17 protein-coding genes are annotated in these 23,528 nt (G+C 58.9%); 11 read left to right on the top strand and 6 right to left on the bottom strand.

Annotated features, from left to right (window positions below; translation table 11 throughout):
* Positions 1 to 57: 57 nt before the first annotated feature.
* Complete coding sequence (locus CKW18_RS12900) at positions 58 to 495, bottom strand: universal stress protein (RefSeq protein WP_093433662.1); 438 nt, start codon at positions 493 to 495, stop codon at positions 58 to 60.
* 103 nt (positions 496 to 598) lie between these two features.
* Between CKW18_RS12900 and CKW18_RS12895 the strand changes: the two genes are divergently transcribed.
* The 7 genes from CKW18_RS12895 to CKW18_RS12860 all read left to right on the top strand — a co-directional run bounded on the left by CKW18_RS12895 (position 599) and on the right by CKW18_RS12860 (position 9,010).
* Entirely contained in the window at positions 599 to 1,036 is a 438-nt protein-coding gene (locus CKW18_RS12895; RefSeq protein WP_095189149.1) for a hypothetical protein, read from the top strand.
* Positions 1,037 to 1,565: 529 nt separating this feature from the next.
* Positions 1,566 to 3,713 carry a fatty acid oxidation complex subunit alpha FadB gene (gene fadB, locus CKW18_RS12885; RefSeq protein ID WP_095189148.1) on the top strand — a complete coding sequence of 716 codons (2,148 nt, stop codon included), beginning with the start codon at positions 1,566 to 1,568 and terminating at the stop codon, positions 3,711 to 3,713.
* A 29-nt stretch (positions 3,714 to 3,742) separates the two neighbouring features.
* On the top strand, positions 3,743 to 4,918 hold the full coding sequence (fadA, locus tag CKW18_RS12880) for an acetyl-CoA C-acyltransferase FadA (protein ID WP_007910465.1): 1,176 nt from the start codon (positions 3,743 to 3,745) through the stop codon (positions 4,916 to 4,918).
* A 98-nt stretch (positions 4,919 to 5,016) separates the two neighbouring features.
* Complete coding sequence (locus tag CKW18_RS12875) at positions 5,017 to 5,253, top strand: DUF1653 domain-containing protein (protein ID WP_007910467.1); 237 nt, start codon at positions 5,017 to 5,019, stop codon at positions 5,251 to 5,253.
* Positions 5,254 to 5,367: 114 nt separating this feature from the next.
* On the top strand, positions 5,368 to 8,001 hold the full coding sequence (gene topA, locus CKW18_RS12870) for a type I DNA topoisomerase (RefSeq protein ID WP_095189147.1): 2,634 nt from the start codon (positions 5,368 to 5,370) through the stop codon (positions 7,999 to 8,001).
* 144 nt (positions 8,002 to 8,145) lie between these two features.
* Positions 8,146 to 8,670: a DUF6586 family protein gene (locus CKW18_RS12865; protein ID WP_095189146.1), complete on the top strand. Its 525-nt coding sequence runs from the start codon at positions 8,146 to 8,148 to the stop codon at positions 8,668 to 8,670.
* Positions 8,671 to 8,776: 106 nt separating this feature from the next.
* A complete protein-coding gene (locus CKW18_RS12860; protein ID WP_095189173.1) occupies positions 8,777 to 9,010 on the top strand; it encodes a hypothetical protein in 234 nt (77 codons plus the stop codon).
* Positions 9,011 to 9,104: 94 nt separating this feature from the next.
* Here the strand turns inward: CKW18_RS12860 and sulA are convergent, their stop codons facing one another.
* Together sulA and lexA are read right to left on the bottom strand one after the other, a co-directional pair.
* Positions 9,105 to 9,578 (bottom strand): SOS-induced cell division inhibitor SulA, encoded by a 474-nt coding sequence (gene sulA, locus CKW18_RS12855; protein WP_095189145.1) that lies wholly within the window; start codon positions 9,576 to 9,578, stop codon positions 9,105 to 9,107.
* A gap of 10 nt (positions 9,579 to 9,588) precedes the next feature.
* The gene (lexA, locus tag CKW18_RS12850; protein WP_095189144.1) at positions 9,589 to 10,197 is read right to left on the bottom strand and encodes a transcriptional repressor LexA; all 609 of its coding nucleotides are present in this window, start codon (positions 10,195 to 10,197) and stop codon (positions 9,589 to 9,591) included.
* 229 nt (positions 10,198 to 10,426) lie between these two features.
* Here lexA and CKW18_RS12845 point away from each other — a divergent pair, with 229 nt between their 5' ends.
* From CKW18_RS12845 to CKW18_RS12830, 4 genes are all read left to right on the top strand, one after another.
* Positions 10,427 to 11,134, top strand: coding sequence for a TetR/AcrR family transcriptional regulator (locus tag CKW18_RS12845; RefSeq protein ID WP_095189143.1), 708 nt, complete (start codon positions 10,427 to 10,429; stop codon positions 11,132 to 11,134).
* Between the two features lie 169 nt (positions 11,135 to 11,303).
* On the top strand, positions 11,304 to 12,302 hold the full coding sequence (gene nagZ / locus CKW18_RS12840) for a beta-N-acetylhexosaminidase (protein WP_169844079.1): 999 nt from the start codon (positions 11,304 to 11,306) through the stop codon (positions 12,300 to 12,302).
* Between the two features lie 12 nt (positions 12,303 to 12,314).
* Positions 12,315 to 13,052 (top strand): S-methyl-5'-thioinosine phosphorylase, encoded by a 738-nt coding sequence (locus tag CKW18_RS12835; RefSeq protein ID WP_095189141.1) that lies wholly within the window; start codon positions 12,315 to 12,317, stop codon positions 13,050 to 13,052.
* A 10-nt stretch (positions 13,053 to 13,062) separates the two neighbouring features.
* Entirely contained in the window at positions 13,063 to 16,356 is a 3,294-nt protein-coding gene (locus CKW18_RS12830) for a DEAD/DEAH box helicase (protein WP_095189140.1), read from the top strand.
* Positions 16,357 to 16,525: 169 nt separating this feature from the next.
* Here the strand turns inward: CKW18_RS12830 and CKW18_RS12825 are convergent, their stop codons facing one another.
* The 3 genes from CKW18_RS12825 to mfd are packed head-to-tail and all read right to left on the bottom strand — an operon-like array spanning position 16,526 to position 23,254.
* Complete coding sequence (locus CKW18_RS12825) at positions 16,526 to 19,216, bottom strand: DEAD/DEAH box helicase (protein WP_095189139.1); 2,691 nt, start codon at positions 19,214 to 19,216, stop codon at positions 16,526 to 16,528.
* A gap of 11 nt (positions 19,217 to 19,227) precedes the next feature.
* Positions 19,228 to 19,794: a CsiV family protein gene (locus CKW18_RS12820; protein WP_095189138.1), complete on the bottom strand. Its 567-nt coding sequence runs from the start codon at positions 19,792 to 19,794 to the stop codon at positions 19,228 to 19,230.
* 10 nt (positions 19,795 to 19,804) lie between these two features.
* On the bottom strand, positions 19,805 to 23,254 hold the full coding sequence (gene mfd / locus CKW18_RS12815; RefSeq protein ID WP_095189137.1) for a transcription-repair coupling factor: 3,450 nt from the start codon (positions 23,252 to 23,254) through the stop codon (positions 19,805 to 19,807).
* Between the last annotated feature and the right edge of the window lie 274 nt (positions 23,255 to 23,528).

The following is a 23,528-nucleotide window of genomic DNA, read 5'->3' as shown; positions in this document are numbered from 1 at the left end:
AAAAAGCCCGGCCTCATTCGCGTGAGGCCGGGCTTTTTGCAGGAGTCGGCGAAGGGATCAGCGTTTGACCAGGTGCACCGCCAGCACATCACAAGGCGCACCGTGCAGCACATCGTTGGCGGTCGAGCCAAGCAATAGCGCCAGGCCATGCCGGCCGTGGCTGCCAACCACGATCAGATCGCATTGCTGTTCCTTGGCGAAATGGTGGATTTCCTGGCGCGGCTGGCCGTAGGTCAAGTGGCAGTTGGCGCCTTCGAGTTCGGAATACTTGAGTTTCAGGCGCTCAAGGCGTTCCTTGGCCTGATCGAACTGCTGCTGTTGCAGTTGTGACAGGTCCATCGGCACGTCGCCGCCGAACGCCATGGCCATCGGTTCGACAATGTGCACCAGCGACAGCTTGGCGCCATTGCTCACCGACAGCTCTCGGGCACGGTGGATGACAGGGTCGCACTCTTCAGTCAGGTCTACGGCGACCAGGATGTGGTGGTAGGGCATGAGGCGCTCCTTGTAAGGGTTCAATATTGTTAAGTATGGCTGGTTTCAAGCGCATTGGTTCCAAAGTGACGCAATGGGCTCATGAAGATTCGGGAGTACAGATATGACGGTCTGGATAGTGGTGTCAATCCTGCTGGTGGTTTTGAGTCCGCTGGCGTGGCTGCGCCCATCGCGCGCGCAGAGCGGCCGCATCGCCCTGCGCATGGAGGCGCGACGCATCGGGCTGGCCATGCAGCTGGCGCCCCAGGAATGGCCGCACTGGCTGTCGCAGGAACCACCGAACCCGTGCGCGCAGTACCATCGGCCGCGCCTTGGCAAGCAACCGGCGTGCTGGGCGTACTGGCAGAAATCGCCAGAAGTGTGGGTCAATCAATGGCAGGAGGTCTGCGAGGATCGGGCGCTGCTCAATTATTTCGAAAGATTGCCGGACAATGTCTTCAAGGTCGAAGCAGACAAGCAGATGATCGCCTTGTATTGGGGCGAGAAGGGCGAAGCCTCGGTTTTGCAGGATATTGACGCCACACTGAAAGCGCTGGCGTGACTCGCGGATTTTTCGCACTGCAACGGTGCGAAACGTCCGGCAGACGAGCAATAAAAAGCCCGACATGATTCATCGGGCTGGGGTTGGCCAGGCAGGCCGGAAACTCATTTGATGGTGGTCGCCGTGAAGCGGCAATCACACTTTCTCTGTAGTCCCAGCCAGCGTAGCCTGTTAAACAGGGCTCGTTGCGAATTGGGGCGACTTTTCTAACTATTGATTCTATGAATGGCCTCACATGCAGACGCATGTTGCGGGTCTTCGTGGTACGGAAATGACCGCAAAGTCGCATTTCAACCCATATTTTGGGCGATTGACAATTGTCGGAAATTCCGTGAAGGTGACGTACCCAAATCAAACGGGCGTATGAATTGAGCGTTTGTCTTACAGACTGCTCCTACAGAATCCCGACTATCGCGTTGGCGGGTGTGCCGGGTGGATTGGCGACAGCATCGACGAAAAAGCGTCCTGCCGAGTCATTCGCCTGCGTCCGACGTGTACTGTTCAGCTTCCATATCGTGGAGATCAGTTGATGATTTACGAAGGTAAAGCCATCACGGTTAAAGCTCTTGAAAGTGGCATCGTCGAATTGAAATTCGACCTCAAGGGTGAGTCCGTCAACAAGTTCAACCGTCTTACCCTGAACGAGCTGCGTCAGGCCGTAGACACCATCAAGGCAGATGCTTCGATCAAAGGCGTGATCGTCAGCAGTGGCAAGGACGTGTTCATCGTCGGCGCCGACATCACCGAATTTGTCGACAACTTCAAGCTGCCGGATGCCGAGCTGGTTGCTGGCAATCTCGAAGCCAACAAGATCTTCAGCGATTTCGAAGACCTCAACGTTCCGACCGTAGCGGCCATCAATGGCATCGCCCTCGGCGGCGGTCTCGAAATGTGCCTGGCAGCTGACTATCGCGTCATGTCCACCAAGGCCAAGATCGGTCTGCCGGAAGTCAAACTTGGCATCTATCCAGGCTTCGGCGGCACCGTGCGTCTGCCGCGCCTGATCGGTGTCGACAACGCGATCGAGTGGATTGCCGCTGGCAAGGAAAACCGTCCTGAAGACGCCCTGAAAGTCAGTGCAGTCGACGCCGTGGTTGCTCCCGAGAAGTTGCAGGAAGCTGCCCTTGAACTGATCAAGCGCGCTATCTCCGGCGAGTTCGACTACAAGGCCAAGCGTCAGCCGAAGCTGGAAAAACTCAAGCTGAACGCCATTGAGCAAATGATGGCTTTCGAAACCGCCAAAGGTTTCGTGGCCGGCCAGGCTGGCCCGAACTACCCGGCGCCGGTTGAAGCGATCAAGACCATCCAGAAAGCCGCGAACTTCGGTCGTGACAAAGCACTGGAAATCGAGGCCGCAGGCTTCGTGAAACTGGCCAAGACTTCTGCTGCGCAGAGCTTGATCGGTCTGTTCCTGAATGATCAGGAACTGAAGAAAAAGGCCAAGGCCTACGACGAAATCGCCAAGGACGTGAAGCAGGCCGCCGTGTTGGGCGCCGGCATCATGGGTGGCGGTATCGCTTATCAGTCGGCTTCCAAAGGCACGCCGATCCTGATGAAGGATATCAACGAGCACGGTATCGAACAGGGTCTGGCCGAAGCCGCCAAACTGCTGGTTGGCCGCGTTGATAAAGGTCGCATGACCGCTGCGAAAATGGCTGAAGTGCTCAACGCCATTCGTCCGACCCTGTCCTACGGCGACTTCGGTCACGTCGATCTGGTGGTCGAAGCTGTCGTCGAGAACCCGAAGGTCAAGCAAGCTGTGCTGGCTGAAGTCGAAGCTCAGGTCAAAGAGGACACCATCCTCGCATCCAACACCTCGACCATTTCCATCAGCCTGCTGGCCAAGGCCCTCAAGCGTCCGGAAAACTTCGTCGGCATGCACTTCTTCAACCCGGTGCACATGATGCCGCTGGTGGAAGTAATTCGTGGCGAAAAGTCCAGCGAGCTGGCTGTTGCCACCACCGTTGCCTACGCCAAGAAAATGGGCAAGAACCCGATCGTCGTCAACGACTGCCCGGGCTTCCTGGTCAACCGCGTACTGTTCCCGTACTTCGGTGGTTTCGCCAAACTGGTCAGCGCCGGTGTGGACTTCGTCCGTATCGACAAGGTCATGGAAAAATTCGGCTGGCCGATGGGCCCTGCCTACCTGATGGACGTGGTCGGCATCGACACCGGTCACCACGGTCGTGACGTGATGGCTGAAGGCTTCCCGGATCGCATGAAGGATGACCGCCGTTCGGCCATCGACGTGCTGTACGAAGCCAAACGCCTGGGTCAGAAAAATGGCAAGGGTTTCTACGCCTACGAGGCCGACAAGAAAGGCAAGCAAAAGAAAGTTGCCGATCCATCGGTTCTGGAAGTGCTCAAGCCGATCGTCTACGAGCAACGTGAAGTCACTGACGAAGACATCATCAACTGGATGATGATCCCGCTGTGCCTGGAAACCGTGCGCTGCCTGGAAGACGGCATCGTTGAAACCGCCGCCGAAGCCGACATGGGTCTGGTCTACGGTATCGGTTTCCCTCCATTCCGTGGCGGTGCGCTGCGCTACATCGATTCGATCGGTGTTGCCGAGTTCGTTGCCCTGGCTGACCAGTACGCTGATTTGGGCGCGCTGTACCACCCGACCGCGAAGCTGCGCGAAATGGCCAAAAACGGCCAGAGCTTCTTCGGTTAAGCGCCCCCAACTAGAGTGAGAGTGAACTTATGAGCTTGAATCCTAGAGACGTCGTGATTGTCGACTTCGGTCGTACTCCGATGGGCCGCTCCAAGGGCGGCATGCACCGCAACACCCGCGCCGAAGACATGTCGGCGCACCTGATCAGCAAACTGCTGGAACGCAATGCCAAGGTCGATCCTGCTGAAGTCGAGGACGTGATCTGGGGCTGTGTGAACCAGACCCTGGAGCAAGGCTGGAACATTGCGCGCATGGCGTCGCTGATGACCCAGATCCCGCACACCTCGGCCGGCCAGACCGTGAGCCGTCTGTGCGGCTCCTCGATGAGCGCTCTGCACACTGCTGCGCAAGCGATCATGACCGGTAACGGTGACGTCTTCGTGGTTGGCGGCGTCGAGCATATGGGGCACGTGAGCATGATGCACGGTGTCGATCCGAACCCGCACATGTCTCTGTACGCGGCGAAAGCCTCGGGCATGATGGGCCTGACCGCTGAAATGCTGGGCAAAATGCACGGCATCACCCGCGAACAGCAGGACGCCTTTGGCGTGCGTTCCCACCAGTTGGCTCACAAGGCGACTGTGGAAGGCAAGTTCAAAGACGAAATCATCCCGATGCAAGGCTACGACGAGAACGGTTTCCTGAAACTGTTCGACTACGACGAAACCATTCGTCCGGAAACCACCCTGGAAAGCCTGGCGGCCCTCAAGCCTGCCTTCAATCCAAAGGGCGGCACCGTGACTGCCGGTACTTCGTCGCAGATTACCGATGGTGCTTCGTGCATGATCGTGATGTCGGCGCAGCGTGCGCAGGACCTGGGTATCCAGCCAATGGCGGTGATCCGTTCGATGGCAGTGGCGGGTGTGGATCCGGCAATCATGGGCTATGGTCCAGTTCCGGCAACACAAAAAGCCCTGAAGCGTGCGGGCCTTGGCATCAACGATATCGACTTCTTCGAACTCAACGAAGCTTTCGCCGCACAGGCTCTGCCAGTGCTGAAAGATCTGAAAGTGCTCGACAAGATGAACGAGAAGGTTAACCTGCACGGCGGCGCGATCGCCCTGGGTCACCCGTTCGGTTGCTCCGGTGCCCGTATCTCCGGCACCTTGCTGAACGTGATGAAGCAGAATAGCGGCACCTTCGGTGTGGCCACTATGTGCATTGGTCTCGGCCAAGGCATCTCCACCGTCTTCGAACGCGTTTAAGCGTCTCGTCGATGGAAGCCGGGGCCAAGTGCCCCGGTTTTTGTTTTTGCGGATTTATTTTGTTTTTATTTTGAAAAAATTTGAGTGAGGGCCGAAGCGTGCCGATACAACCTGGGCTCTACCAACATTACAAAGGTCCGCAGTACCGTGTATTCAGTGTTGCGCGGCATTCCGAGACCGAAGAAGAAGTGGTCTTTTACCAAGCCCTGTATGGCGATTACGGCTTTTGGGTGCGTCCCTTGAGCATGTTTCTCGAGTCGGTCGAGGTTGACGGCGAGCAAGTGCCACGCTTTGCTTTGGTGCAAGCCGAACCGAGCCTTTTTTCCAAGGCATAAGGCGAGTGCGCACAGAACCCTGTGCTTGACCTCACCTTGTATCAACTATATATAGCGGTGCCGCGTCAGGCGCCAACCGCCTTTCACTTCTAGAATTCAGGAATTTTCTGATCCATGGGCAAATCGCTGGTCATTGTGGAATCCCCGGCTAAGGCCAAGACCATCAACAAGTATCTGGGTAACCAATACGTGGTGAAGTCGAGTATCGGCCATATCCGAGACCTGCCCACCAGCGGTTCGGCTAGCGCCAGCAAAGAGCCAGCCGCCAAGCGCGGCAAGGCTGCCGCAGGCGAAGGTCCGGTGCTTACGCCGAAAGAGAAAGCGCGCAAGCAGCTGGTCTCGCGTATGGGTGTCGATCCCGATCATGGCTGGAAGGCCAAGTACGAGATCCTTCCGGGTAAAGAGAAGGTGATCGAGGAGCTGCGCCGGCTCGCCAAGGATGCTGACACCATCTATCTCGCAACCGACTTGGATCGCGAGGGGGAAGCCATTGCATGGCACCTGCGCGAAGCCATCGGTGGTGATGACAGCCGCTACAAGCGCGTGGTGTTCAACGAAATCACCAAGAAGGCCATTCAGGAGGCCTTCTCCAAGCCGGGCGAGCTGGACATCGATCGTGTCAATGCTCAGCAGGCGCGTCGCTTCCTCGACCGCGTTGTGGGCTACATGGTCTCGCCGTTGCTGTGGGCCAAGATCGCCCGTGGCCTGTCCGCCGGTCGTGTGCAATCGGTTGCCGTGAAACTGGTGGTCGAGCGTGAGCGTGAAATCCGTGCGTTCAATCCGGAAGAGTACTGGGAAGTGCATGCCGATCTCGGCACCACCAAGGGCTCGACCGTGCGCTTCGAAGTCGCTCGCGAGAAAGGCGAAGCCTTCAAGCCGCTGAACGAAGCGCAGGCCATGGCCGCACTGGAGAAGCTCAAGTCTTCCAGCTACAGCATCGTCAAGCGCGAAGACAAGCCGACCAGCAGCAAGCCGTCGGCGCCGTTCATCACGTCTACCCTGCAACAGGCTGCGAGCAACCGCCTGGGCTTCGGCGTGAAGAAAACCATGATGATGGCCCAGCGTCTGTACGAGGCTGGCTACATCACTTATATGCGTACCGACTCCACCAACCTCTCGGCAGATGCCGTGACGATGGCACGCGCTTATATCGAAGACGAGTTCGGCAAGAAATACCTGCCGGAAACGCCAAACGTCTACAGCAGCAAGGAAGGCGCACAAGAGGCTCACGAAGCGATTCGTCCGTCTGACGCCAATACCATTCCGAGCAAGCTTGCCGGCATGGAGCGCGATGCAGAGCGTCTCTACGAACTGATCTGGCGCCAATTCCTTGCTTGCCAGATGCTGCCGGCGCAATACCTGTCGACGACTGTCAGTGTCGGCGCGGGTGATTTCGAGCTGCGCGCCAAGGGTCGTATCCTGAAGTTTGACGGTTACACCCGCGTGATGCCGCAGATTGCCAAACCTGGCGATGACGACGTTCTGCCTGATATGGCGCAGGGCGATGTCATGAAGCTGATCAAGCTTGATCCGACCCAGCACTTCACCAAACCGCCGGCGCGTTACTCCGAAGCCAGTCTGGTGAAGGAAATGGAAAAGCGCGGCATCGGTCGTCCTTCCACTTACGCGGCGATTATTTCGACCATTCAGGATCGCGGCTACGTGACCCTGCACAACCGTCGTTTCTATTCGGAAAAGATGGGCGACATTGTCACCGAGCGTCTGTCGGAGAGCTTCTCGAACCTCATGGACTACGGCTTCACCGCCGGCATGGAAGAGAACCTCGATGACGTGGCTCAAGGCGAGCGCGACTGGAAAAATGTGCTGGACGAGTTCTACGGCGACTTCAAAAAGAAACTCGAAGTAGCCGAAAACCCGGAAAGCGGCATGCGTGCCAACCAGCCGGTCATGACCGATATTCCGTGCACCACCTGCGGTCGTCCGATGCAGATCCGTACCGCATCGACCGGTGTATTCCTCGGCTGCTCGGGTTACAGCCTGCCGCCGAAAGAGCGCTGCAAGGCCACCGTCAACCTGGTGCCGGGCGACGAGATTGCTGCGGACGATGAAGGCGAGTCTGAATCGCTGGTACTGCGTGGCAAGCATCGCTGCCCGATCTGCAGCACGGCGATGGACGCCTACCTGCTCGACGAGAAGCGCAAGCTGCACATCTGCGGTAACAACCCGGATTGCGCCGGCTACGAAATCGAAGAGGGCAGCTATCGCATCAAGGGCTACGAAGGTCCGAGCCTGGAATGCGACAAGTGCGGCAGCGAGATGCAGCTCAAGACCGGCCGTTTCGGCAAATTTTTCGGCTGCACCAACCCGACGTGCAAAAACACCCGCAAATTGCTCAAGAGCGGTGATGCGGCGCCGCCGAAGATGGATCCGGTGAAGATGCCTGAGCTGAAATGCGAAAAGGTCAACGACACCTATATCCTGCGCGACGGTGCGTCCGGTCTGTTCCTGGCGGCCAGTCAGTTCCCGAAAAACCGCGAGACCCGTGCTCCGCTGGTGATCGAGATTCTGCCGCACAAGGACGAAATCGATCCGAAGTACCACTTCCTGTGCGAAGCGCCACAGAAGGATCCTGACGGTCTGCCAGCGGTGATCCGCTACAGCCGCAAGACCAAGGAGCAATATGTGCAGACCGAAGTCGACGGCAAACCAACCGGCTGGAAGGCTTACTACGACGGTGGTAAGTGGACGGTTGAGGACAAGCGCTCTGCGAAGGCCAAAGCCGAGTAAGCGTTAGTCCGGTACTGAAAAGGCCGCATGAGAACTCTTGAGTTTTCATGCGGCCTTTTTGTTTTGTGCTTGCGGTGGGATCGGCTGATCCACGACACTGTCTGGTCTGTTTGAAGCATTTATTTCGTTGTGGAGACTGCCGTCATGGCCCACGAACTCTATACCCGTACCAATCAGAAGATCTATTTCGCCGGCCTGTCGCTGGAAGCCCTGGCTCGAGCTGAAGAAGGGCGGGCGATGAATTCTCTGGCGCTGATTCAGGCTGGGCGTGAATCGGCTTTGTTTCATCTCTATGGTGCTCTGTTGGGGCTGTGTCATGAGATAGCCGGGTTCTACCGTTTGCCGCAGGCCAATGCGCCTAGGGCAGAGATGTTGCTGACGCGCGAAGTGCTGGAGTCGATCGCCATTCCCGAGTTGGCCGAAATGATCGAGCTGGCGGGTAACTCTGAAACGTGGCTGGCGAAACTGCTAGCGGCGCATTCGGCGCTGTTTCAACCACCGCGCGTCCCGCACAAGCCCAAAGGAGATGTAACCCAGCCGTTGATTCTGGCGGTGAATCTTGACGAGGAAGAGGCGTCAGAGGAGTTGAGTCGAGAGGAGTTGGAGAGTTGGCGGCAGAACCTCAAAGGTCTGGCGCTGCGTTTTCGCGAAGGCTTGAATGAGTGCTGATGGTGATTGACACGGTGGCAATCTGAAACATGCTGCTGGTCAAGATCCCAAGCGAAGCCTGAATGATGTCTATATAATGCCTGCCTTTCGTGGAGAACAGACCTATATGCCAACGTCCTTTCTAGAAATTGTCGAGTTACCAGACGGCCGTATCGAGCTGCGCAGGGCTGAGGACGAGGGTTCTCTGGTGACGCTGGATTTCTCCGAGGATGCCAAGGCGTTCCTGCAAGGCCAGCATGTAGAAATCGCCAAAGCGATGTTGAGCGTCGGTGTTCAGATGGCCGGTCGTATGGTTGAAGGCGAGTTTGACAAGGACGAGGGGCCGCAGGTTCTTCATTGATCCCCGCTTGTCGGCGTCAGCCAATACCGCTTCAGATCGGCTTCTCTGTCCTTGGAGAAGCCTGGCGCTTCACGCCGCGCGTGTTACAAGAACATCAACCCAATCGAATGTTCAGGCTCTGAGCGTCACCCGTGCGTGCAGCGCTGATCAACTGCTGCCGTGAACTTGTGTTCAGCGGATTAAGCCAGGTGACGACGGTGTGGCTGCGACCCAGACGCAACGCTTCGCATGCCAGTTGTTGAGCGCTTTGAGTGCCCCTCGGTTGCAGCAACAGAATGCGCTCGCGATTCAGGCCTGCATCTCGCAGCCATGTTTGGGTCAGGCTGGCCGGTGGGGCGATCAGCGTCAGCCAGCGTGCGTCCTGATCATCGCTCAATTCGCGCAGAATCGGGGCCAGCAGGTTCAGGCAGTTCCCTGCCGCACCACGCAGTGACAGCTCACTGAATACTTCGGGCTCGGCATTCCACGGGCGTTCGACCACGTCTTTCAGGGTCGGCGCCATCGGTTGCGCCAGAAACGCTTCGAATAAAGGCAGTTGTGTTTGCTGAGGTGTGTGTGGGAACTGCATAAAGCCTCCTTTAGCGGCGGATGACGCCGACACTCAAGCCTTCGATAACCAGTTCCTGATCTTTCAGGTCGACTTCGATAGGGGCGAACTCAGGATTTTCGGCAATCAGCCAGACCTTGCTGCCTTCACGCTTGAAGCGTTTGACGGTCACTTCCTCGCCGATGCGGGCGACGACAACCTGGCCATTACGCGCTTCGCGAGTGGTGTGGACTGCCAGAAGGTCGCCGTCGAAAATGCCGATGTCCTTCATGCTCATGCCGTGCACGCGCAGCAGATAGTCGGCGCGCGGGTGGAAGAAAGTCGGATTGATGTTGCAGGATTCTTCGATGTGCTGCTGGGCCAGGATCGGTGCACCGGCAGCAACCCGGCCAATAATCGGTAAGGTGGAGTCGTCGGCCTTGGCCTCGAATCCGGGGATGCGAATGCCTCGGGAAGCGCCAGGGGTCATCTCGATGGCGCCTTTGCGGGCCAGTGCCTTGAGATGTTCTTCCGCCGCATTGGGCGATTTGAAACCCAGTTCCTGAGCGATTTCCGCACGGGTTGGCGGGTAGCCGTTGTCTTCGAGGCAACGTTTGATAAAGGCCAGAATCTCGGCTTGGCGTGGCGTCAGCTTTAGCATATTGATCGCTCTGTCTTTTTATACAGTGACTGGGATTATATACAGTGAAGCGGTCTTGGCAATGCCCGTTTTTTTGCAGCCCGCCGGACGGTCGGCAGGGGTGTTTATTAATGCGGCCGCCTTGTGTGGTTAAATAGCTGACCGACCATTCCCAAAACGAACTGGCAGGCTTGACAAGGCACAGGCTGAAACGTATGTTTCAAACAAGTGTTTGTCAGGCGGAGTAGCCATGGCCCAGTCGGAAACCGTTGAACGCATTCTTGATGCTGCCGAGCAGCTGTTCGCGGAGAAAGGTTTTGCGGAAACCTCATTGCGTTTGATCACCAGCAAGGCTGGCGTCAACCTGGCAGCAGTGAACTATCACTTCGGTTCTAAGAAGGCTCTGATACAGGCGGTTTTCTCGCGCTTCCTCGGGCCATTCTGCCTCAGCCTCGATAAAGAGCTGGAGCGCCGTCAGGCCAAGCCTGAGAACAAGCCGACCCTCGAAGAGCTGTTGGAAATCCTCGTCGAGCAAGCCCTCGTGGTGCAGCCCCGCAGCGGCAACGATCTGTCGATTTTCATGCGTTTGCTCGGCCTCGCGTTCAGCCAGAGCCAAGGCCACTTGCGCCGTTATCTGGAAGACATGTACGGCAAGGTATTCCGTCGCTACATGTTGCTGGTCAACGAAGCCGCGCCGCGTATTCCACCCATCGAGTTGTTCTGGCGCGTGCACTTCATGCTTGGTGCTGCTGCATTCAGCATGTCCGGAATCAAGGCTTTGCGCGCTATCGCCGAGACTGATTTCGGCGTCAATACTTCCATTGAGCAGGTCATGCGCCTGATGGTGCCGTTCCTCGCTGCTGGCATGCGCGCCGAGACCGGTGTCACCGATGCTGCCATGGCCACCGCGCAACTGCGCCCGCGCAGCAAATCAACGCCGGTCGCCGCCAAGGTTTAACCGCGCACGGGTGGGCGCGGCAGCTTGTATCCGCTAAGCTAGCCGCCCATGCCGACTCTCGTTTTGAACCCGTTCTCAATCGATATCGCCGACCTGCCGGGCACTGCCCTCGGTAGCGATTTCGTGTGCAACGGGTTTTCGTTTTCAAGGAATCTTTATGACTGCTGACCTGCAAGGCTCGTTGATGGTGGACGTCGCCGGTACCTGGCTGACGGCCGAAGATCGCCAATTGTTGCGTCAGCCCGAAGTGGGTGGCCTGATCATTTTCGCGCGCAATATCGAGCATCCGCGCCAGGTGCGTGAATTGAGCGCGGCGATCCGCGCAATTCGTCCGGATCTGCTGCTGGCGGTGGATCAAGAGGGTGGTCGCGTACAGCGTCTGCGTCAGGGCTTCGTACGGCTGCCGGCCATGCGCGCGATTGCTGACAATCCGAACGCTGAATACCTGGCCGAGCAATGCGGCTGGATCATGGCCACCGAAGTGCTGGCGGTCGGTCTAGACCTGAGTTTCGCCCCGGTGCTCGATCTGGATTACCAGCGCAGCGCCGTGGTCGGCACTCGCTCGTTTGAAGGTGATCCCGAGCGCGCGGCATTACTCGCCGGCGCATTCATTCGCGGCATGAACAGTGCGGGCATGGCTGCCACTGGCAAGCATTTCCCCGGCCACGGCTGGGCAGAAGCGGATTCCCACGTCGCGATACCCAACGACGAACGCAGCCTCGATGAGATTCGCGCCAACGACCTGGTTCCATTCGCCAGACTCAGCAAGCAACTGGCTGCGGTCATGCCGGCTCATGTCATCTATCCGCAAGTCGATTCACAGCCTGCCGGTTTCTCCCGCCGCTGGTTGCAGGACATCCTGCGCGGCGAGTTGCAGTTCGACGGTGTGATCTTTAGTGACGACCTGTCGATGGCTGGCGCCCATGTGGTCGGCGATGCCGCCAGCCGCATCGAGGCCGCTCTCTCTGCCGGTTGTGACATGGGGCTCGTGTGCAACGATCGTGCTGCGGCTGAGCTGGCCCTGAGTGCCGCACAGCGCATGAAGGTCAAACCGTCCGCCCGCATCGCGCGTATGCGCGGTCAGGCGTTCGCCAGCACCGACTACCGTCAGGATCCGCGCTGGCTCACCGCCATCGGCGCGCTCAAAGACGCTCAACTGATCGATTAAGGATTTTTCGTTATGACGGTTTACGCAATCATCGGTGGCACCGGTCTGACCCAGCTCGAAGGCCTGAGCATTCGCCAATCGCTGGCGGTGGACACTCCTTACGGCGCGCCATCGGCCGAGGTGCAAATCGGCGAATACGCAGGCAAGGAAGTACTGTTCCTCGCCCGTCACGGCCATCCACATCGTTTCCCGCCGCACAAGGTCAATTACCGCGCCAATCTATGGGCGTTGAAGCAGGCCGGTGCCGAAGCGATCATCGCGGTCAACGCTGTGGGTGGTATTCATCCGGCGATGGGCACCGGGCATTTCTGCGTGCCGCATCAGATCGTCGATTACACCAGTGGGCGTGAGCACACCTATTTCGCCGATGATCTGGAGCATGTCACCCACATCGACTTCAGCTTTCCCTACAGCGAGCCGTTGCGTCAGCAACTGATTGCTGCCGTGGCTGCGCAAGGTTGCGAGTACAGCGATCAGGGCGTCTACGCCTGCACCCAAGGCCCGCGTCTGGAAACGGTCGCCGAGATCGTGCGTCTGGAGCGTGATGGTTGCGACATCGTCGGCATGACCGGCATGCCGGAAGCGGCGCTGGCCCGCGAGCTGGATCTGGATTATGCCTGTCTGGCGCTGGTGGTGAATCCAGCGGCGGGCAAGACCACTGAAGTGATCACCATGGCCGAGATCGAGCAGGCGTTGCATGACGGGATGGGGAAGGTGAAATCGGCATTGGCGCGGGTGTTGGCCGGCTGAAGGACTGCCCATGAGCATTCTCATCGAACGGCTCAAGTCGTTGGCCTGGACTCAGGCATTCAGTAGCAAGGCCCTGGCCAAGGCTCGCGCTTATGCCGCCGATGATCGTGTAGAGATCATCGAGATCAATGACAAAAAGATCGAGGCGTTCTGCGTCGGTTCTGAAAGTCAGGCGTATGAACAAAGCATTTACTTGTCCGAAGATCGGCTGGGTTCCGTCAACTTGCGTTGCCTGTGCAGCTGTCCTGTCGTAATCGACTGCAAGCACTGCGCTGCGGTGCTCTATCATCTGCAGGGCAGTGCTGATGATGCGTCTGAAAGTGACGCACAGATCCCTTTGGGGCGGGCGCTGGAGCATTGGCTTTCGACCATTCCCGTGCCGAACAAGCCCGCCGAAGAAGGCGCGCAAACCGCAGGCCCGCGCCTGTTTTACAAGCTCAAGCCAACGTCAGTGAGCGGCAAGTGGCTGCTCGATATTTTCAGGGTCTCCCAGCTCAAGAGCGGCGAGTTACGCGAAGTCAAACCGATGTATTCGCTAGCGGAAATGCTCATGCGTCAGCCCGGCTACCTGTCCGAGCTGGATCTGCGCGTTGCCAGGCTGCTGGTTGCCATGCACTCTCACCACGCCTATTACAGCGGCTATCCGCTGGAAGGCAGCAGCGGTGCCGAATTGCTGGAAATGCTCCTGCGCACCTCGCGGCTGTTCCTCGATTTCGAGGATCTGCGACCGTTGGTGCCGGGCGCGAAGCGCATCGGCCAGTTCGCCTGGGCCGAACAGGCCGACGGCGGTTTCCGTGCGCAGTGGGGCAGTGCCGAGGCTGCGCAGGAAACCGTGCTGGCGCTGGAGCCGCTTTATTACCTGGATCGTGAACAGCGGCAGATTGGCCCTCTGTTCAATGATCTGGAAGAAAAACTGGCAAGCCATTTGACTCTGGCGCCGGACATTCCGGCGCGTCAGGCGATGCAGTTCAGCCATCGCATGAGCGCGGCAACGAGAATCCCGCCGCCCCACCAACTGACCGAACGAGTCATCGACGACGTACTTCCGCAGCCACAACTGACCCTCGTCAGTGGTTGGGAGCGCTCGCGCTGGGAATACATTCTTGAGCACCGCGCCGCACTGGTGTTTACCTACAACGGCCAGCCGACGGTGGATCGCAACCCGGAAGTGATGATCCTCAACGGTACCGAAACCCAGCGCATTCAACGCCAGCCTGCGGTGGAAAAGAAACTGCGCCAGATCCTGCAAAAGCTCGGCTTCAAGAAAGCCACGCGCAAGAGCTCGCTGGATCGTCCCGGCGAGATGTTCACGTTGCCAGATGATTCCGCCTGGCTCGGGTTTATGCACGAAGGGCTTGCCACGTTGCGCGCCTCGAACTGGGAAGTGGAGATGAGTCCCGGCTTTCATTTCAATGTGCAACCGGTTGAGCATTGGTACGCCGAGGTCGAAGAAGAGGCCGGGCATCAGTGGTTTGATTTGCAGTTGGGTATCGTCGTCAATGGCCAGCGCTATAGTTTGCTACCAATACTTCTGCACTTGTTGCGCACCCAGCCGCGCTTGCTTGACCCGGTCAATCTGGCACAACGCAGCGATGACGAAAAACTCCTGATCGAACTGAAATCCAGCGGTTTTGGCGACCCTTCGGGTGCCAGGGTCGCGCTGCCGCTGAGTCGGGTCAAGCCGCTGATGGCCACGCTGGGCGAGTTGTACCTGGGCGGTCATCAGGGCGATGCACTGCGCTTGAGTGTCCCGGATGCCGCGCGCTTGAGTATGCTCGATGGCGTGCCGCTGGATTGGCAGGGGGGCGAGCGGCTACGCACCTTCGCCAAGCGCTTGCAGAATTCCATTCACACCCAGGTCGTTGCGCCGGCCGGCCTTAACGCGCAACTGCGCCCCTATCAGCTCGAAGGCCTGAACTGGATGCAGACCCTGCGCGAGCTTGAGGTCGGCGGCATTCTGGGCGATGACATGGGGCTGGGCAAAACGCTGCAAACCTTGGCGCATCTGCTCACGGAAAAACACGCCGGTCGCCTCGATTGCCCGGCTCTGGCGGTGATGCCGACCAGCCTTATTCCCAACTGGCTCGACGAGGCCGAGCGTTTCACCCCCCAGTTGAAAGTATTGGCGTTGCACGGCACGGGGCGGCAAAAGGATTTCGCTGATCTGGCTGAATACGATCTGGTGCTGACAACTTACGCCTTGCTGCCGAGAGATCTGGAGGTCCTGCAGCCGCAGCTGTGGAGCGTACTGATTCTCGACGAAGCGCAGAACATCAAAAACCCGATCAGCAAAGCGGCGCAAGCGGCCCGTGACCTGCAGGCCCGCCAGCGCTTGTGCCTGAGCGGCACGCCATTGGAAAACCACTTGGGCGAGCTTTGGTCGCAGTTTCATTTCCTCATGCCCGGTTGGCTTGGCGACAGCAAGTCCTTCAATCGCGATTACCGCACGCCAATCGAAAAGCACGGCAATGTTCAGCGTATGCAGCACCTGACAGCGCGCATCAAGCCGTTTTTGCTGCGCCGCAAAAAGGATCAGGTGGCCACCGAACTGCCGCCGAAAACCGAAATTGTCCATTGGGTTGATCTCAGCGACGGCCAGCGTGATGTCTATGAAACGGTGCGCGTGGCGATGGACAAAAAAGTCCGCGACGAAATTGCCCGCAGTGGCGTGGCGCGCAGTCAGATCATCATTCTCGATGCCTTGCTCAAGCTGCGTCAGGTCTGTTGCGACTTGCGCTTGATCAAGATGCCGCTGACAGCGAAGGCGCTGCGCTCCGGCAGTGGCAAGCTGGTCAGCTTGATGGAGATGCTCGAAGAGCTGCTCGGCGAAGGTCGCAGGATTCTGCTTTTTTCGCAGTTCACTTCGATGCTTGCCTTGATCGAGGAAGAATTGCAGCGGCGTGACATTGCCTATTCGCTGCTGACCGGTGAAACCACGGATCGACGCACGCCGGTGAAGGATTTTCAGGGCGGCAAGGTGCCGCTGTTTCTGATCAGTCTGAAGGCCGGGGGTACCGGTTTGAACCTGACCGCTGCGGATACGGTGATTCACTTCGACCCTTGGTGGAACCCGGCGGTGGAAAATCAGGCCACTGATCGTGCGTATCGAATCGGGCAAAACAACCCGGTGTTCGTTTACAAGCTGATCGCTCGCGGCACGGTGGAGGAAAAAATACAGGCGCTGCAACAAGAGAAAGCGGCGTTGGCCGGTGCGGTGCTTGAGGGCGGGACGACGGGTGGCTGGAAGCTGGAGCAGAGTGACATTGAGGCGCTATTTGCGCCGTTGCCCGTTTCCAAGGGTTGAGCCTGGGTTTTAACCGTTAGACCGAGGTGAGCCATTCGCGAGCAGGCTCGCTCCCACATTAGATTTGTGTGATTCACAAGATCCCTGTGAACACTGGATTGGTGAATGCCACAGATCCAGTGTGGGAGCGAGCCTGCTCGCGAAAGCTGGTTAACACACGACAAATATTTCAACGCTTCTCGAGCTTATCCGGCAACGGCGCAAACAACGCTTCAATATCGTCGTTCTGCAATTTCCAGTCGCCAGCCTTGCGTCCGTCGAGGACGCCCGCCGCCAAGTCGGATTTTTCCTTTTGCAGGTGCTGAATCTTCTCTTCCACCGTGCCCCTGGCAATCATCTTGTAAACGAACACCGGTTTCTCCTGGCCGATCCGATACGCGCGGTCAGTCGCTTGATTCTCGGTCGCCGGGTTCCACCACGGGTCGTAGTGAATCACCGTGTCCGCTTCGGTCAGGTTCAGACCTACGCCGCCAGCCTTCAGACTGATCAGAAAGATCTGACGCTTGCCGCTCTGGAATTCCTTCACCGGCGTGCGTCGATCGCGGGTCTGCCCGGTCAGCAAAGCGTAAGAGATATCGCGTTTTTTCAGCTCTTCTTCGATCAGTGACAGCATCGAGGTGAACTGTGAGAACAGCAGAATCCGTCGACCTTCCTCGAACAACTCTTCAAGCATTTCCATCAGGCTATCGAGTTTGCCCGACGTGCTGCCGCGAGCGGGCAGGGGGGCGTCGTTGACCAGGCGCAGATCGCAGCAGACCTGCCGTAACTTGAGCAACGCTTCAAGAATGATGATCTGGCTGCGCGCCACCCCTTTGCGGGTGATCTCGTCGCGGACTTTCTTGTCCATGGCCAGGCGCATGGTTTCGTACACGTCGCGCTGTGCTTCGTTGAGATCGACCCAATGGATAATTTCAGTCTTGGGCGGCAGTTCAGTGGCGACCTGTTCCTTGGTGCGGCGCAGCAGAAACGGTTTTATCCGACCGTTGAGGTGCTGGAGTCTGACTTCACTGCCGCGCTTTTCGATCGGCACGCGGTAATCGGCGTTGAAGCTTTTCACGTCGCCGAGCCAGCCCGGCAGCAGAAAGTGGAACAGCGACCAGAGTTCGCCGAGGTGGTTTTCCAGTGGCGTACCACTCAGGCACAGGCGTTGGCGCGCATTCAAGTCGCGGGCCGCTTGAGCGGCTTTGCTGTTCGGGTTCTTGATGTACTGCGCTTCATCCAGCACCAGCACATGCAGCGGCTGTTTGGCCAGGATCTCGACATCCTTGGGCAGCAGCGCGTAGGTGGTGAGAATCAGGTCGAAGTCGGCCAGATGCTCGAAGTGTTTCTTGCGGCTGGCGCCATACAGCGCCACGACTTTCAGTTGCGGCGTAAAATGCGCCGCTTCATCGAGCCAGTTCGGAATCAGACTGGTAGGCATCACCACCATGCACGGCCGGTCCAGACGTCCAGCGTTCTTCTCGCTAAGAATATGCGCCAGTGTCTGTAGGGTTTTACCCAGGCCCATGTCGTCCGCGAGAATCCCACCGACTTCCAGTTGCCGCAGCGATTGCATCCAGCTCATGCCTTCGAGCTGATAGGGGCGCAGCGTCGCATTCAGGCCTTCGGGCGCGTCTACGCTGAATTCGCGAATGTCACGCAGGCGTTGAGCGAAGCTGCGAATCTGCTCGCCGCCCTCCCAAAGCAGCGGAATGTCTTCCAGCGAATTCAGGCGTGTGGCGTCGGCCTTGCTCAGGCGCAGGGTGGTTTCCCCGGGCTCCTGCAAATAGAACGCGCCAAGGGTCGTCAGTACCGGTTTCAATCGGCCCAGCGGCAGCGCGACCTGCAAGGGCCCGTGCTCGGTGTTGCGCTGCGGAATATTGACCAGAATCAGCTCGTCATCGCGCCGGCGCGCGAGGCGTTCCGGGTTGAGGATTTCAGTGTGCGAGCGCATCAGATTGAGCAGGATCGGCAGCAGGCTCAGGCGTTCACCGTTGACGATGATCCCCAGCTCCAGATCAAACCAGTCGCGCTCCGGCGCCTGCTCAACCGTGGCGTACCAGTCATCGACGGCGGTCAGATCGAAGCCGAACTCCTCGTCGATCTGCAATTCCCAGCCCTGGGTGCGCAGCTTCGGCAGATCGTTGAGCGTAAAGGTCAGCCACGCGCTGTCATTGACCATCTCATACAGTTCACCGGCACTTTCCGGCAGCGCTTTGCTTTGGCGAGTGGCGATGCGAAAACCGAGGATTCTTAGCTGTTCGCGGTAGGACTGTTCGACTTCCGGGTGACGTTTTATCCGCAGCGTCTGGGTTTCCTGACGAATCAGGATGTCGCTGTTTTTCTGCCCGCTGACGTATTCATCCAGATAGCTGAACGACAATGCCGCGCGATGCTGAATGTAGCGCTGCATCTTGCCGTTGCGCGGCTCGAAGGCGCTGAACTCAACGCTGGCCAGCCACAGGCGCGGCACCGGCTGCACGTTGTCGACCAACACTTGCGGCGGCGCTTTCGGGCCGCGGTTTTCCAGCACGGCCTGAAGTTTTTCCAGCAGTTCGGCGTCTTTGGCAGCCGCGGGATACTCGAGGGTTTCCTGGATTTGCAGCAGTACCGCGGCGCAGTGTTTGCAGTTGGTGCGAACCGGGCAGGTGCACGCGGCATCGACCAGCAGCAAGGTGCCTTTGGCCGACTCGCGCAGGTGAATGGTCTGCCGGTAGACGTTACCGCCGGAGCCTTCGCAACTGGCGGTGATGGTCGCATCGCCGACCTGGGCGATGCGTACCCGATTCTCCAGGGCGTAGCGGCGGCCACGCTCCAGGCTCTGTTCCTTGAATCGGCTGACCCAGGAGGGTGCCAACGGTTTACTCAGGGGCGCGGACATAAGGACTTCAATCAGTCCGGGATGGCTTCAGGCGCTTCCCGTGGCGCCGGCGCCGTCAGGGAAGTGATCTTGATCAGCAGGGCCAGGTGGCCGTTGTCGAGATAGTTGAGTTGGCCGTTTTTGGTGTGGCTGTCCTGCCGCAGGCGCTCACTGGCAGTGACCAGGCCGTTGGCGTCAATCTGGTTGACCCAGAAATCGGCGGTTACGTCGGTGAAGCGCCCGAGTTTCATCTCAAGCGTGCCCTCGATCGGGAATTGGCCGAATTGCTCCTGACCGTCGCTGACGGCCACTTTGGTCGGCGCCTCGCCAAGGGTCTGCTGCCAGGCTTTGTGCATCAATACCGTGTAGTCGCCGCTGGCGGTGAGTTTGCCGGCAACGTCGCCGAGTGCAGGGGTGCGTTTGCTGTCATCGCCCAGGCGCTGGGCGCCGGCGGCCCAGTCTTCCGGCGCGGCGCGGCTGACAATGGCCGGAACCGCGTTCTGGCGCACCAGAATCATTTCGACCATATAGGTGTCATCGGCAAATGCCGTCGGTGCTACCAAGGTCAGTAGCAAAGTCAGTGAGCGAAACAGGCGCATGCGGCGTCCTTCAAGCAGTTTTCGGGATGAGGCGCTCGAACAGCGCCTCTACAGTATTAAAGCGCTCTTCCGGGCGCTCCATTGGCACCTGGAACTTGAACATCGTGGCACCTTCAAATTTGTAGCGTTTTGGCTGACTCTGGATCAGTTTGATCAAGGTCATCGGATCGACCGGCGTCTGCGCGGCGAACTCGATACGGCCACCCTGCGGGCCACCGTCGACCTTCTTGATCCCCAATTGCTCGGCCTGCAATTTCAAGGCTGTGATGCGCACCAGATTCTTGGTCGGTTCCGGCAGCAGGCCGAAGCGGTCGATCATCTCCACTTGCAGATCCTTCAGGCCTTCCTCGTCGGTGGCCGAAGCGATGCGCTTGTAAAGGATCAGGCGGGCGTGAACGTCCGGCAGATAATCTTCCGGAATCAGCGCCGGTACGCGCAGGTTGACCTCTGGGCCGCCACCGAGCGGTTGATCGAGGTTAGGCTGTTCGCCCTTGCGGATCGACTTCACCGCGCGTTCGAGCATTTCCATGTACAGCGTGAAGCCGACGGCTTGAATCTGGCCGCTCTGGCCATCGCCAAGCAGTTCACCCGCGCCACGGATTTCCAGATCGTTGGTGGCCAGGACGAAACCGGCGCCGAGATCCTGGGTATTGGCAATCGCCTCCAGACGCTTTTCCGCGTCCGAAGTGATTTGCTGGCGCGGCGGCGTCAGCAAGTACGCGTAAGCCTGGTGGTGACTACGTCCCACGCGACCGCGCAACTGGTGCAGTTGTGCCAGGCCGAACTTGTCGGCGCGCTCGATGATGATGGTGTTGGCGCTTGGCACGTCGATGCCGGTCTCGATGATGGTCGAAGCGATCAGCACGTTGAAGCGCTTGTGATAGAAGTCGCTCATCACCTGTTCGAGTTCGCGCTCACGCATCTGCCCGTGACCGATACCGATCCGTGCTTCCGGCACCAGTTCGGCCAGGTCAGCGGCGCATTTCTCGATGGTCTTCACATCGTTGTGCAGGTAATACACCTGACCGCCGCGCAGCAGTTCACGCAGCAGGGCCTCTTTGACCGTGCTTTTGTTTTGCTCCATGACGAAGGTGCGCACCGACAGACGTCGGGCCGGCGGCGTGGCGATGATCGACAGGTCGCGCATGCCCGACACCGCCATGTTCAGCGTGCGCGGAATCGGCGTCGCGGTCAGGGTGAGGATGTCGACTTCGCTGCGCAGGGCCTTGAGCTGTTCTTTCTGACGGACACCAAAGCGGTGTTCTTCGTCGATGATCACCAGCCCGAGGTTTTTGATCTTCACATCGTCGGACAGCAGCTTGTGCGTGCCGATGACAATGTCGATCTTGCCTTCCGCCAGATCGGCGATTGCAGCATTCACTTCTTTGGTCGATTTGAAGCGGCTCATCACTTCCACGGTCACCGGCCAGTCGGCGAAGCGGTCGCGGAAGCTGTTGTAGTGCTGCTGGGCGAGCAGGGTGGTCGGCACCAGAATCGCCACTTGGCGACCACCATGCACAGCGATGAACGCGGCGCGCATGGCCACTTCGGTCTTGCCGAAACCGACGTCGCCGCAGACCAGTCGATCCATCGGTTTCGGCGCGAGCATGTCTTCGCGTACGGCTTCGATGGTCGATTGCTGGTCCGGGGTTTCTTCGAACGGGAAGCCAGCGCTGAACGTCGCGTAATCGGCTTTTGGATCAGCAAACGCATAACCTTCGCGCGCGGCGCGACGGGCATAGATGTCGAGCAGTTCGGCGGCGACGTCGCGCACCTGTTCGGCGGCCTTGCGCTTGGCTTTCTGCCACGTCTCGGAGCCGAGACGGTGCAGCGGGGCCAGGGAATCGTCGCTGCCGGTGTAACGGGCGATGAGGTGCAGGTTAGCCACCGGCACGTAAAGCTTGGCGTTCTCGGCGTATTCGAGGGTTAGGAACTCGGCAGCCTGATTGTCGATTTCCAGAATCGTCAGTCCCAGATAGCGGCCGACACCGTGGTCGATGTGTACCACCGGCGCACCTTCGCGCAGCTCGGTGAGGTTCTTGATGACGGCGTCATTGTTGCCGTCGGCGCGCTTCTCGCGGCGGCGACGTTGCATGACGCGCTGACCGAACAGCGGGCTTTCCGCGACCAGTGCCAGCGCCGGGTCATCCAGCATCAGGCCTTCGTCGAGCGGAGCAATGGTGATCGCCAGGCGATCCTTGCTCGCGACGAAGTCCGGCCAGCTGTCGACGGTTTTCGGCCGCAGCTTCAGACGTTCGAGCAACTCCAGCAGCACTTCGCGACGGCCGGCGGATTCGGCGGTGAACAGCACGCGTCCGGGGAATTCGTCGAGGAAGGTCGACAGTGCCGCCAACGGTTGTGTGGCTTTGGCTTCGATGGCCAGATTCGGCAGCGCCTGAGCCGGGAAGCGTTCGCGGCCGACGCCGGTTTCCACGTCTTGCTGACTGGCGACCACGCGTGGCCAGCTCTTGAGGCGAGCGAAGCAGTCTTCCACTGGCAGGAACAGTTCAGCCGGTGGCAATAAAGGACGCGATGGATCGACGCGGCGCTCTTCATAGCGATTGCGCACGTCGTTCCAGAAATTCTCTGCCGCTTGCTCGATGCCCGGCAGCGAGAACACTTGCGTGTCTTGGGGCAGGTAATCGAACAGGGTCGAGGTTTCGTCGAAGAACAGCGGCAGGTAGTACTCGATACCGGCCGGGGTAATCCCGCTGCTCAGATCCTGAAAGATCGGGCAGCGACGGAAGTCGACATCGAACCGCTCGCGGAAACGCGCCTTGAAGCGGGTCACCGCATCTTTCTGTAGCGGGAATTCACGCGCCGGCAGCAGCTTGACCGAATCGACCTTGTCGATGGAACGCTGGTTTTCCGGGTCGAAGGTGCGCAGGGTTTCGATTTCGTCATCGAACAGATCGATGCGGTACGGCAGCTTGCTGCCCATCGGGAACAGATCGATCAGCGCGCCACGCACGGTGAATTCGCCGTGCTCGTAGACCGTGTCGACGTAGCGATAGCCGCTGGCTTCGAGCCGCGAGCGCATCTGCTCGACATCGAGCTTCTGCCCGACATCCAGCACCAGGCTGCTGCCGAGCAGGAACTTGGTCGGCGCCAGCCGATGCAGGGCCGTGGTGATCGGCACCACCAGCACGCCATGCGCCAGTTCCGGCAGCCTGTATAAGCTGGCGATGCGCTGGGAAATGATGTCCTGGTGCGGCGAGAACAGGTCGTACGGCAGGGTTTCCCAGTCGGGGAAATGCAGAACGGGCAAATCCGGGGCGAAGAAACTCAGCTCCTGTTCCAGCCGTTCGGCACTCTGGCTGTCGGCGGTCAGTAGCAGGGTGAAGCGCTTGGCAGCGCTGGCAGCCTCGGCAATCGCCAGGCTCAGTGCGGCACCGGGCAGATTGCCCCAGTGCTGTTTACCTGCCTCGGCAGGGAGAAGCGGTAGACGCAGGACAGGCACGGAAGGTTGAGCTCCAGGCGTTGCGACAAAGTCGGTAATTGTAGCGGCGTCCGATGCTGCCTGTCAGTTGCAGACTGCGTCTATCTTCGCTGTTTCGTCGAAATGTAGTGGTAACCATAAAAAAGAGCACTTTTTCAGTGGTTATGTAGTGCCGAAACGGGGTGGTGTTACGGAGGGTTACAGACATCGTCTAACAGTCGTCGAAAAATTGACTGCGCTGAAAGCCCCGGTTTTACTGGGCTGGCGCGGGGCGTAATTTTTTTGAACGGAATTT

The sequence above is a fragment of the Pseudomonas sp. Irchel 3E19 genome (assembly GCF_900187585.1).
GTDB lineage: Bacteria > Pseudomonadota > Gammaproteobacteria > Pseudomonadales > Pseudomonadaceae > Aquipseudomonas > Aquipseudomonas baetica.
This window is presented reverse-complemented; position numbering and strand designations above follow the sequence as displayed.